Source organism: Rhizomicrobium sp. (assembly GCA_037200045.1).
Classification (GTDB): domain Bacteria; phylum Pseudomonadota; class Alphaproteobacteria; order Micropepsales; family Micropepsaceae; genus Rhizomicrobium.
Genome location: JBBCHM010000002.1, coordinates 898,778 through 910,650 on the forward strand (window position 1 = coordinate 898,778; position 11,873 = coordinate 910,650).

The following is an 11,873-nucleotide window of genomic DNA, read 5'->3' on the forward strand; positions in this document are numbered from 1 at the left end:
GGTTTTACAACCCCGTTCCTGCACTGAAGTAGATGATCTGCGCTCTGTCGTAGCTGGTCTTGAGGAAAGGCACGCCCAGATCGATGGTGATCGGACCGAAGGGCGACTTCCAGGCCACCGCGAGGCCGGCCGAGGCGCGCAGCGCCAGATTGTCCCGCACGCAGGTCGTCGTCGTGCACGGCCCGAGCGGCAGGTCGAGATGGCCGAGCGTTCCGAAATCGCTGAACAGCGCCGTCTGCACGCCATAGCTGTCGGGCAGGAAGGACGGCAGCTTCAGCTGCGCCGTGCCGATGGCGTAGAAATTGCCGCCGACCGCGCTCGAATTGCTCGGCACGGCGATGTCGCGCGGGCCGATACCGGCCTGCGCGAAGCCGCGGAAGGAATCGCCGCCCTTGAAGAAGCGCTCCTGGATCGGAATGTTCTGGCCGTCGAAACCGGTGATGTAGCCGGTCTGCAGATTGAGCGAGCCCACCAGCGAGTCGTTGAAGATCGGGTGATAGAAGGCGATCGAGCTCTGGCTGCGCAGATATTTGAGCGAGCCGCCGAGGCCGGCGAAATCCTGCGAGAGCGAGAACACCATGCCCTTGGTGGGCTTAATGGGATCGTCCAGCGTGTTGTAGACGAAGCTGTAGGAGATTTCCGAGGTCTTGGTGGTGCCCGCCGCCGCGATCACCTGCTGCGGCGCGTTGCCGTACGGCAGGATCCGGTTGATGGCATAGGTGTAGCGCAGGCCGACGCTGCCATATTCCGAGGTCGGGAAGCCGAAGCGGAAGCCGGCGGCGGTGGTGTCGCCCTCATAGCCCGCCTGGGTGTAGTCGGTGACGATCTTGTAGAGATCGATGCCGGCGTTCAGCGGCTTGTCGAGGAAATAGGGCTCGGTGAAGCTGATCTGATACTGCTTGGAGATGGTCGAGAGCTGGATGCTGGCGCGCAGGTACTGGCCGCGGCCGAACAGGTTGCGCTCGGTATAGCTGAACTCGCCGACGAAGGAGCTGGTCGAGGAATAGCCGGCGCCGAGCGACAATTCGCCGGTCGACTGCTCCGTCACCGTCACCGTGAGGTTGGTGCGGTCGGGCTGGCTGCCGGGCGCGTTCTTGACCGAGACGTCCTTGAAGAAGCCGAGCGCGCGGATGCGGGTGCGCGAACGGTCGACCAGCACGCGGTTGAAGGCGTCGCCTTCCACCAGGCGGAATTCGCGGCGGATGACTTTATCGAGCGTGCGGTTGTTGCCGACGATGTTGATCTTCTCGATATAGACGCGCGGCCCCTGGTCGATCTTCAGGATGACGTCGATGGTGTTGTGGTCGCGGTCGCGGGCGATGCGCGGATGGACCTCGGCGAAGGCATAGCCCTTGGTGCCGGCGGCATTGGTGAGCGCGTCGATGCCCTTCTGGATCAGGTCGGCGTTGTAGATGTCGCCGGGCTGGATCTTGATCAGCGGACGCAGGTCCCTGGCCGTCAGCTCGCGGATGCTGGAATCGATGTCGACCTTGCCGAATTTGTACTTGGCGCCCTCGTCGACCGTGAAGGTGATGTAGAACGACTTGCGGTCGGAGGTGAGCTCGGCGACCGCCGAGACGACGCGGAAATCGGCATAGCCGTGGCTGACATACCAGCGCCGCAGCATTTCGCGGTCGAAGGTCAGACGATCGGGATCGTAATTGTCGTTGGTCGAGAGGAATTTGTACCAGTCGCTCTCTTCGGTCGCGACCTGGGCCTTCAGCGTGTCATCGTCGAAGACGTGGTTGCCGATGAAGTTGATGCGCGCCACCCCGGTCGACGGACCCTCGCTGATCGAGAAGATCAGGTCGACGCGGTTCTGCGGCCGCTGGATGATCTGCGGATCGACGGAGGCCGCGAATTTGCCGTTGCGGCGGTAGAGCTCGATGATGCGCTGGACGTCGGCCTGGACCTTCGAGCGCGTGAAGACGGTGCGCGGCTTGAGCTGGACTTCCTTTTCGAGGTCCTTCTGGCTGACCTTGCTGTTACCCTCGAAATCGATCTGGTTGATGATCGGGTTCTCGACCACGTTGATCGTGAGGGTCGTGCCGTCGAAGCGGATCTTCACGTCGGCAAAGAGGCCGGTCTGGTAGAGCGTCTTGAGCGCGAGATCGACGGTCTGCTCGTTGAAGATGTCACCCTGGCGCAACGTGATGTAGGAAATCACCGTCGACGGCTCGATGCGCTGGGTGCCGTTGACGACGATGCGCTGGATCAGTTGCGGCGCCTGCGCCGGCGTGGCCGGCGCCGACGGGGGCGGCGCGCCGGGGCTGGAGGGCGGGGTCTGGGCGAGCGCGCCCGGCCCGCCGACGGCAAGCCCCAGGGCCAGCGCCGGAGCCGCACGCACAAATCGGGCGAACAGGGTGATGTGGCTCATCCAGTCGTCTCTGGTACTCGCTAATGGCCCAGCCGCTTCGTCGGCAGCCCGCCGAAGTTTCAGAAAAGATTCAGGAGGTCATTCCAGGTCGCCAGGAGGAATATTCCCGCCACGACAGCCAGCCCGAGCCTAAATCCAACGTCCTGGGCCCGCTCTCCGAGCGGACGCCCCAAAACACCCTCGCATGCATAGTACAGAAGATGGCCCCCGTCGAGCAGCGGAATCGGAAAAAGGTTTACCAAGCCGATGCTTACAGAAAGTAGAGCTATGAGATGAACCAGCGCAATGAAGCTCACGGCGGCGACTTGACCCGATAGTTTCAGAATGCCAACCGGCCCGGCGAGCTGGCTGGTGTTGCCACGGAAAAGTTGGGTGCGGGCGCGGAACGAGACCGAGACGATATCGCCGATTTCGCCGAACGCGGCGCCGACCGCCTGGATCGGCCCCAGCCGGACCAGGGTGTGCGCGATGGCCGTGCCCTGGATGCCGAGCTTGCCGACGCGCACCCTGTTCCCGAAGGGGTCCTTGTCGACGACCTCGCGCGGCGTGGCGAAGAGCGTCAGGCGATGGCCGCCGCGGTCGACCGTTATGGGCAGGCGCGTGCCGGCGCTGAGCGCGACGATCTGAACCATGTCGTCCCAGGTCCTGATCTCGTCGCCGTCGAGCCCGACGACGCGGTCGCCGGGCTTGAGGCCGGCGACGTCGGCGGCGCTGTGCGGTTCGACTTTCACGATCTGGGCCGGCGGCATCACCGGCCGGCCGTGGAACATGAACAGGCCGGTGAGGATCACGATGGCGAGGACGAAATTCGCCAGCGGACCGGCGACGACGATCAGGGCGCGCTGCCACAAGGGCTTGAAGGGGAAGGCGACGGCGCGGTCTTCCGGGCTCATGCGCGCCGCCGCTTCGCGGTCGGGCGTGCTGGCGCCGTCGGCGTCGCCGAAGAATTTCACGAAGCCGCCGAGCGGCAGCCAGGAGATCTTCCACTGCGTGCCCTTAGCGTCCTTCCAGGAGACGATCGGGCGGCCGAAGCCGATGGAGAAGGTGTCGATCCTGACGTTGAAGAGGCGCGCCACCGAGAAATGGCCGAGCTCGTGGAAGAACACCACGACCGTGATGAGGAACAGGAACGCCGGTATGCCGTATACCGACCAGCTCAGAAGGCCTTGAATCTCGCTCAACATCGTTTGGGTCCTGTCAGTTCACGACACGGCGGCAGATTTGCGCGGCAAGCTCGCGGGCCCGCGCGTCGGCGGACAGCACGGCGTCCAGCGTGTCGCAGGGCGCGTTCGCCTCCGGCGATTGCGCGAGCGTTTCTTCGACGACCCGCGGAATGTCGAGGAAGCCGATGCGGCGGTTCAAAAAGGCGTCGACCGCGATCTCGTTCGCCGCGTTCAGGATGGTGGGCGCCAGCGCGCCGACCCGCATCGCCTCCATGGCGAGGCCGAGGCAGCGGAAGCGGTCGTGATCGGGCTTGCGGAAGTCGAGCCGGCCCACGGCGGCGAGATCGAGCCGGCGCGACGGCGAGGCGATGCGCCGGGGCCAGGCCAGCGCGTGCGCGATCGGCGTGCGCATGTCGGGAGCGGAGAGATGCGCCAGGGTCGAGCCATCTTCGTAGGAGACCAGGCAATGCACGATGGACTGCGGATGCACCAGCACGTCCAGCTTCTCGGGGGCAAGCGCGAAGAGGAAATGCGCCTCGATCAGTTCGAGGCCCTTGTTCATCAGCGTGGCGCTGTCGACCGAGATCTTGGCGCCCATCGACCAGTTGGGATGGGCCACCGCCTGCTCGACGGTGCAGACCGCCATCTGCTCCAGCGTCCAGTCGCGGAACGGACCGCCCGAGGCGGTGAGCGTGACCTTCTCGACCTCGCGGGCGCCTTCGCCGTTCAGGACCTGGAAGACGGCATTGTGCTCGGAATCGACCGGGATCACCGAAGCCGTTGAATTGGCGAGGGCGCGGTGGAACACGCCGCCGGCGGCGACGATGCACTCCTTATTGGCGAGCGCCACGGTGGCGCTGCGCGCGACCGCGGCCAGCGCCGGCTCGAGCGCCGCCGCGCCCATGATCGCGACCATCACGGTGGATGAGGGACGCGCCGCGGCCTCGATCACGGCGCCGCGGCCGGCCGCGGCCTCGATGCCGGTGCCGGCGAGGCCGTCCTTGAGCGCGCCATAGAGCTTTTCGTCGCCGATCACCGCGATCCTGGGGTTGATCGCGCGGGCCTGCTTGATGAGGTCGTCCACCCTGCCCTGCGCGGTGATGGCCTCCACCGGCATGACGTCGGCGCCATAGACGGCGCGGGCATGGGCGACGACGTCGAGCGTCGAGACGCCGATCGATCCGGTCGAGCCGAGGACGGTGACGCTGCGCGCCAGCACCGGCTCCAGCGATTCGATCTCGAAGGGCGTGCGGGTTGCGGCCAGCGCGTTCAAGGGTGGGCTCCAAACATCGGGTTGAGTCCGGCCAGAAGGATGAACGCCGCGACGACCGGCGCCGTCAGCAGAGTCGAGTCGATGCGGTCCAGCATACCGCCATGACCCGGAATGATGCCGCCCGAATCCTTGCGCTGGAACACGCGCTTGACCCAGGATTCGAAGAGGTCGCCGCAATGGGACAGGACCCCGATGGCGGCGCCGTAGAGCCCGCCCTCGACGGCGTTGCCGCCGAGAACGGCGACATAGATCGCCTCGACCACGGCGGCGACCGCGACCGCGCCCAGCGTGCCCGACCAGGTCTTGTTCGGCGACAGCGACGGCCAGAGCCTGGGACCGCCCACCAGATTGCCGACGATCAGCGCGCTGGTATCCGTCGCCCAGACGGCGAGGAACACGCCGGTCACGATGAAGGCGCCGTGCGGGACGCCAAGCAGCATCATGAGCGCCAGCGGCGCGATGCCGATATAAAGCGGACCAAAGCCGTGCCAGGCCGGCAGGAGCTTGACGAAGGCGGCATAGAGCGCCGTCGCCAGCGCGCCGCCCGCCAGGATCGCCCAGCCGGCGTCGGTGCGCGGCCAGACCGCCTCTGCCGCCAAGGCCGCGACGATGGTCGCGGATGAAAGGTAGAAGGCCGTGCCGAAGACCCGCTCGCCGACCATGCGATGCCATTCGCGGGCGGCGGCGACGCCGGCCAATGCCGCGAGAGCCGCGATATAGGGCGCGCCGCCGAAAATCGCGGCGGTGACGACGGCGGCAAGCGCGATGCCGAACAGCGGCCGGGTGATCCAGTCGAGATTGAAGCGAACCGCGCGGTAACCCGGCGCGGGGCTCGCCGGAGCCGAGATGTGGCCCGAGCGCGTCACGCGACCGCTTCCGAGATGCCGCCGAACTGGCGCTCGCGCTGCGCGTACTGGTCGAGCGCCTTCATCAGGTCCTCGCGGCCGAAATCCGGCCACAGCGTGTCGACGAACAGAAGCTCGGCATAGGACGACTGCCAGAGCAGGAAATTGCTCAAGCGATGCTCGCCGCCGGTGCGGATCAGCAGGTCGGTCTCCGGCAGGCCGCCGGTGAAGAGGCGCGTGGCGAACAGCTCTGGCGTAATGGTCTCCGGATCCAGGCGGCCTTCCTTGGCGGCCCGCGCGAGCTCGCGGGCGGCATTGGCGATCTCTTCCTGCCCGCCATAGTCGAAGGCGAAGGTCAGGTTGAGGCCGGTGTTGGCCACGGTGCGGTTCTCGGCCTCCTCGATCATCTTGCGGATGTCGCCGGCGATGCGCTCGCGGCTGCCGATGAAGCGGACGCGGACGTTGCGGGCATGAAGCTCGTCGAGGTCGCTGCGGAAATAGCCGCGGAACAGCGCCATCAGCGCGTTCACTTCGGGCCGCGGACGTTTCCAGTTCTCCGACGAGAAGGCGAAGAGCGTGAGGTATTCGAGCTTGACGTCGGACGCGGCGCGCACCACCGCGCGCACGGCGCCGACGCCGGCGACATGGCCGGCCTCGCGGGGCAGCAACCGCTTGCGCGCCCAGCGCCCGTTGCGGTCCATGATGATCGCGACGTGGCGGGGAAGGACTGTCGGCGTCTTTGGCGCAAGCGCCATTTATTACCTCGCGGGCAGGTTCGTCAGACCTGCATGATCTCCTGCTCCTTGCCCTGCAGCGCGGAGTCGATTTCCTTTATGTGCGCGTCGGTGACCTTCTGCAATTCATCGCCGTGCTTATGGTGATCGTCCTGACCGATCTTGTGGTCCTTTTCGAGGCGCTTGAGCAAATCCATTCCGTCGCGCCGCACATTGCGGACCGCGACCCGGGCGGCTTCGGCGTATTTGGACGCCAGCTTGGCCAGTTCCTTGCGCCTTTCCTGATTAAGTTCGGGTAATGGAATGCGCAGCAATTGGCCGTCCATCTGGGGATTGAGGCCAAGATTGGCGTCGCGGATGGCCTTGTCGACCGCCTTGGCCAGGCCCTTGTCCCACACCTGAACCGTCAGCATGCGGGGCTCGGGCGTCGAGATGTTCCCGACCTGGTTAACGGGAACCAGATTGCCATAGGCCTCGACCCGGACGGGATCGAGCAGCGCCGGGCTGGCGCGGCCGGTCCGAAGGCCGGAAAACTCCTTTTTCAGGGTCTCGATGGCGCCGTGCATGCGCCGTGTCAGTTCGTCCTTGCTGTATGTCTCTGCCATGGTGCCCAGTCCTTGCGCGGTGCCTGTCAGGCCCGGTCTTCTATGATCGTCGACCGGCCCTTGCCCTTGAGGACCTGGGCCAGCGATCCCCGATCATGGATCGAGAATACGATGATCGGAATCTTATTTTCACGCGACAGCGAAATGGCCGATGCGTCCATAACCTGAAGATCGCGCGATAACACCTCGTGATAGCTCAGATATTCGTGCCGCACGGCGTCCTGGACCTTCTTGGGGTCAGCGCTGTAGACGCCGTCAACTTGCGTCGCCTTCATCATCGCGTTGCAGTTCATCTCGGCCGCCCGCAGCGCCGCGGCGGTGTCGGTGGTGAAGAACGGATTGCCGGTGCCGGCGGCGAAGATCACGACCCGGCCCTTCTCCAGATGGCGGATGGCGCGGCGGCGGACATAGGGCTCGCAGACCGTGCTCATCGGGATGGCGGACTGGACCCTTGTCGGGATGTCGAGCCGCTCCAGGGCTGCCTGCATGGCCAGCGCGTTCATGACGGTGGCGAGCATGCCCATATAGTCGGCCGTCGCCCGGTCGATGCCCTTGGCCGCGCCGGACAGGCCGCGGAAGATATTGCCGCCGCCGATCACCAAGCAGATCTGGGTGCCGGCGTGGATCGCCTCCTCGACGTCGGCGGCGATGCGGTCGACGGTCGCGACGTCGATGCCGAAGGACTGATCGCCCATCAGCGCCTCGCCGGAGACCTTCAGGAGTACCCGGCGGTATTTCGGCGTGACGGCCATGCAATCCCCTTCGGCGGTTTCGATTTCATCCTACCCTCCCCTTGAGGAGGGTCGAAAAATTCGAAGCGTAGCGAAGAATTTTTCGGGGAGGGCGCGGGCGGCGGAGCAAGACCCCTTCCCGAAATCTGCTCCGCAGATTTCGACCCTCCCTCAAGGGGAGGGTCTGCTTAAGGCTAGCCGCCGGCCTTGTCGCCGTCGCCGTCTTTTTTCGTGCCGCTCATCTTCGCGACTTCGTCGGCGAAGTCGGATTCGGTCTTCTCGATGCCCTCGCCGACCTGGAAGCGGACGAAGCCTTCGATCGCGATCGGGGCGCCCAGCTCCTTCGCCGCCGCCTCGACGACCTTCTCGACCGTCAGCTTGCCGTCGGAGCCCGGGCCCAGGAACACCTGCGAGACCAGAACCGATTCCTCGTAGAACTTCCGCATGCGGCCCTCGAGCATCTTCTCGATGACGTTGTCGGGGCGGCCGGACTGGCGCGCGATCTCGGTCTGGATCTCGCGCTCCTTCGCGACCACGGCCGGGTCGAGATGGGCCGGCGACAGCGCCAGCGGCGACGCCGCGGCGACGTGCATGGCGATCTGGCGGCCGAGCGTGTTCAGCCTGTCCTTGTCGGCGGTCGATTTGAGCGCCACCAGGACACCGATCTTGCCGAGCTCCGGCGAGGACGGGTTGTGGACATAGGCCGCCACGACGCCGGGATCGACCGCGAGCATGATCGTGCGGCGCACGCTCATGTTCTCGCCGATCTTGGCGACAAGCTCGGTCAGGGTGTGCTGCACGCTCGCCTCGCCGATCTTGCGGGCGAGCAGCTTTTCGAGATCGCCCTCCTCCTCCAGCGCGAATTTGGCGGCGGTCTTCACGAAGTCCTTGAACTCGTCGTTGCGCGCAACGAAATCGGTCTCGGCATTGACCTCGACCAGGGCGCCGACATGGCCGCCGGTGGCGACGCCGACGAGGCCCTCGGCGGCGGCGCGGCCGGCCTTCTTGGCCGCCTTGGTGATGCCCTTCTTGCGCAGCCAGTCCATGGCGGCTTCCATGTCGCCATCGGTCTCCTTGAGCGCGGTCTTGCAGTCCATTATCCCCGCGCCGGTTTTGTCGCGCAGGTCCTTCACCATCGGTCCGGTGATGTTGACCATAGTCGGCTCCGTCTACTTGTTCTTAAGCTGTCGCTTCCGCGCGTTTTTTAAGCTGTCGCTTCCGCGACGGGGGGCGCCTCGGCGATGGGCGTGACGTCGGGCAGCACTTCGGCTTCGCCGGTGTCGACGCCGGACGCCGCCTGGCCCTGGCTGAGCCCGTCGATGATGGCGCGGGCGGCGAGGTCGCAATAGAGCGCCAGCGCGCGGGCCGCGTCGTCATTGCCCGGGATCGGATAGGCGATGCCGTCCGGATCGCTGTTCGAATCCAGGATGGCGGTGACGGGGATGCCGAGCTTCTTGGCCTCGGAGATCGCGATCGCTTCCTTGTTGGTGTCGATCACGAACAGCATGTTGGGCAGCCCGCCCATCTCCTTGATGCCGCCGAGCGAGCGGTCGAGCTTGTCGCGCTCGCGCAGCATGCCGAGCAGCTCCTTCTTCTTGAGGCCCGAGGACTGCGCCGAGGACAGCGTCTCCTCGATCTGGCGCATGCGCTTGATCGAGTTCGACACGGTCTGCCAGTTGGTCAGCGTGCCGCCGAGCCAGCGGTGGTTCACGTAATACTGGGCGCAGCGCTTGGCGGCCGCGGCGATCGGCTCCGACGCCTGGCGCTTGGTGCCGACGAACAGGATGCGGCCGCCGCCGGCCGCGACGTCGCGCAGCGCGACGAGGGCGGTGTGCAGCAGGGGCACGGTCTGGGTCAGATCGAGGATGTGGATGTCGTTGCGCGAGCCGTAGATGTAGGGCGCCATCTTCGGGTTCCAGCGCTGCTGGCGGTGGCCGAAATGCGCGCCCGCTTCGAGCAGCTGACGCATGGAAAAATCTGGCAGAGCCATGAATTCAGTCTCCTTTACCGGTTGGCCAGACGCATGAGTTACCCCCTGTCGGGAGCACCGGACGGCGACGCAGGAACACCCTGCGAAAGCCACTCAGCGTGCGAGATGGCGGGGCTTATAGAGACGGTGAGAGAAACAAGCAAGCCGGCAGATTCTGGGTCGGTGCGGCGCCCCTGGGGCGCAAACGAACGCGACGCGCCAGCCAAAGACCGGCGCGTCGGGTTCAGGCCGCGCGGACGGTTCGCGTCCGCGCGGCCCGGTGACTATTCGTTATGGCTAAGGCTGATCGCCCCGATGCCGGCCGCGACGTTCAGGCCGCGATTGTCCGAGACGCTGAGCGGCTGCAGCGCGAAGGACTTGTCGAAGCCGCCGACGAGCACATTCGCGCCCAGGCCGACGCCGACCGTCGCGCCGGCGGTGGCGCCGACATAGTCGCCGTCAAGCGCGCCGGCACGGGTATCCGAACTTGGCGCCACGACGCCCCAGACCAGGACGCCGCCCTCGGTGTAGCCGATGTCGACGCCGAACTTGGAGATCGAGCCCGTGTAGTGCTCGACGCGCCGGTCGTTCTGGCGGAAGGTGCAATGCAAGTCCTTGGAGGATCCGAAGACGAAGCCCCAGCCGCTCGCGACGTTGCAAGTCAGCGTGCCTACATTGACGCCATGGGGGGCGGCCTGAGCGGGCGCGGCAATGGCGATGACGGCGAGCGCGACGGCGCCGAGCAATCCGGTGGAAATTTTCATTGTGACGTTCTTTCTGTTGGAGAAGCCCGCGCGGGGTTCCGGGGGGGAATAGCGCCGGTGAGGGGAGCGCCCACGCGCTCGCCCGATAGGGAACCCGCTCGCGCAACATTCGATCCATCGACTGCCAAAATGCCTCAACGACGGCCGCGAGGCTGGCATGCTCCAAACGACTTGGTGGACCGAAAAAATATCCGCTAAGACGGTGCCATGACATCTCCCATCCGTCCCGCCATCGAGGCGCTCGAACCCAACGGCATCGGCCTGGTCGCCATGATGGGGCTGGGCGAGCCCGACCTCATCCCCCTGTGGTTCGGCGAGAGCGATCTCGTCACCCCGTCCTTCATCCGCGAGGCGGCGAAGGCCGCGCTGGACGACGGCAAGACCTTCTATACCCAGTCGCGGGGCATGCCCGTCCTGCGCGAGGCGATCCGCGATTTCCACAAGCGCACGACCGGCGCCGACGTCGCGCTGGAGCGCATCTCGATGCCCGGCGCGGCGACGCTGGCGGTGGTGACCGCGCTGCAGATCCTGTGCGAGACCGGCGACAATGTCGTGATCGTCTCGCCGATCTGGCCGTCGATCTTCCAGGCGGCGCAGATGGTGGGGGCGCAGACCCGCTTCGCGCGGCTGGACGACGATTGGCGCGCCTCCCCTGCCCGCTGGAACCTGGACCTCGAAAAGATATTCTCGCAATGCGACGCGCGGACCAAGGCGATCTTCATCGCCTCGCCCGGCAATCCGACCGGCTGGGTGATGCGCCGCGACGAGCAGCGCGCCGTGCTCGACTTCGCGCGCCGGCGCGGCATCGCGGTCATCAGCGACGAGGTCTATGGCACGCTGACCTTCGACGGCTCGGCCCACGCGCCGTCCTTCCTGGAGATCGCGGAGCCGGAGGACAATCTCTTCGTGATCAACAGCTTCTCCAAGGCCTGGGCGATGACCGGCTGGCGCATCGGCTGGCTGGTGCATCCCGAGCACCTGGGCAAGCAGCTCGGCGTCATCACCATAGCCAACAACACGGGGCCCACGACCTTCGCGCAATATGGCGCGCTGGCGGCGCTGTCGCCCAGGGGCGATGCGTTTCGCGAGGAGATGCGCGAGCGCTGCCAGACCGGGCGCGAGGTGGTGCAACGCTTCATCGACGGCCAGAATCGCATCCGCTGGATCCGGCCCGAGGGCGCGTTCTACGGCTTCCTGCACATGGACGGGCTGACGGATTCGCTCGCCTTCGCGCGCGACCTGGTCAAGAAGGGACGAGTGGGCGTGGCGCCGGGCTCAGCCTTCGGTCCGGCGGGAGACGGACAGGCGGATTCGTTCGTCCGCATCTGTTTCGCGCAGGACAAGGCGCTGCTCGGCGAAGGGCTCGGCCGAATCGAGCGAGCGCTCGCAAGTTTGTGATCGCGCCGCGTCGG

Annotated in this window: 11 protein-coding genes; 1 reads left to right on the forward strand and 10 read right to left on the reverse strand. The window is 66.1% G+C overall.

Features of this window, described 5'->3' with window-relative positions:
* Positions 1-4 precede the first annotated feature (4 nt).
* The 10 genes from bamA to WDM86_19475 all read right to left on the reverse strand — a co-directional run bounded on the left by bamA (position 5) and on the right by WDM86_19475 (position 10,461).
* Positions 5-2,377, reverse strand: coding sequence for an outer membrane protein assembly factor BamA (gene bamA / locus WDM86_19430; protein MEI9992197.1), 2,373 nt, complete (start codon positions 2,375-2,377; stop codon positions 5-7).
* 59 nt (positions 2,378-2,436) lie between these two features.
* Positions 2,437-3,561, reverse strand: a complete 1,125-nt coding sequence (locus WDM86_19435; GenBank protein MEI9992198.1) for a M50 family metallopeptidase — start codon at positions 3,559-3,561, stop codon at positions 2,437-2,439.
* A 13-nt stretch (positions 3,562-3,574) separates the two neighbouring features.
* Positions 3,575-4,813, reverse strand: a complete 1,239-nt coding sequence (gene dxr / locus WDM86_19440; protein ID MEI9992199.1) for a 1-deoxy-D-xylulose-5-phosphate reductoisomerase — start codon at positions 4,811-4,813, stop codon at positions 3,575-3,577.
* Positions 4,810-5,679, reverse strand: coding sequence for a phosphatidate cytidylyltransferase (locus WDM86_19445; GenBank protein MEI9992200.1), 870 nt, complete (start codon positions 5,677-5,679; stop codon positions 4,810-4,812). Before WDM86_19445 ends, dxr begins: the two co-directional genes overlap by 4 nt.
* Positions 5,676-6,413, reverse strand: a complete 738-nt coding sequence (gene uppS / locus WDM86_19450; protein ID MEI9992201.1) for a polyprenyl diphosphate synthase — start codon at positions 6,411-6,413, stop codon at positions 5,676-5,678. Before uppS ends, WDM86_19445 begins: the two co-directional genes overlap by 4 nt.
* A gap of 23 nt (positions 6,414-6,436) precedes the next feature.
* Entirely contained in the window at positions 6,437-6,997 is a 561-nt protein-coding gene (gene frr, locus WDM86_19455) for a ribosome recycling factor (protein MEI9992202.1), read from the reverse strand.
* A gap of 26 nt (positions 6,998-7,023) precedes the next feature.
* Complete coding sequence (gene pyrH / locus WDM86_19460) at positions 7,024-7,749, reverse strand: UMP kinase (GenBank protein ID MEI9992203.1); 726 nt, start codon at positions 7,747-7,749, stop codon at positions 7,024-7,026.
* Between the two features lie 173 nt (positions 7,750-7,922).
* Positions 7,923-8,885 carry a translation elongation factor Ts gene (tsf, locus tag WDM86_19465; protein ID MEI9992204.1) on the reverse strand — a complete coding sequence of 321 codons (963 nt, stop codon included), beginning with the start codon at positions 8,883-8,885 and terminating at the stop codon, positions 7,923-7,925.
* 47 nt (positions 8,886-8,932) lie between these two features.
* The gene (rpsB, locus tag WDM86_19470) at positions 8,933-9,697 is read right to left on the reverse strand and encodes a 30S ribosomal protein S2 (GenBank protein MEI9992205.1); all 765 of its coding nucleotides are present in this window, start codon (positions 9,695-9,697) and stop codon (positions 8,933-8,935) included.
* A 284-nt stretch (positions 9,698-9,981) separates the two neighbouring features.
* Entirely contained in the window at positions 9,982-10,461 is a 480-nt protein-coding gene (locus tag WDM86_19475; protein ID MEI9992206.1) for a DUF992 domain-containing protein, read from the reverse strand.
* Positions 10,462-10,668: 207 nt separating this feature from the next.
* On the opposite strand from WDM86_19475, the gene WDM86_19480 reads away from it, so the two are divergent.
* On the forward strand, positions 10,669-11,859 hold the full coding sequence (locus tag WDM86_19480) for an aminotransferase class I/II-fold pyridoxal phosphate-dependent enzyme (GenBank protein ID MEI9992207.1): 1,191 nt from the start codon (positions 10,669-10,671) through the stop codon (positions 11,857-11,859).
* Positions 11,860-11,873 lie beyond the last annotated feature (14 nt).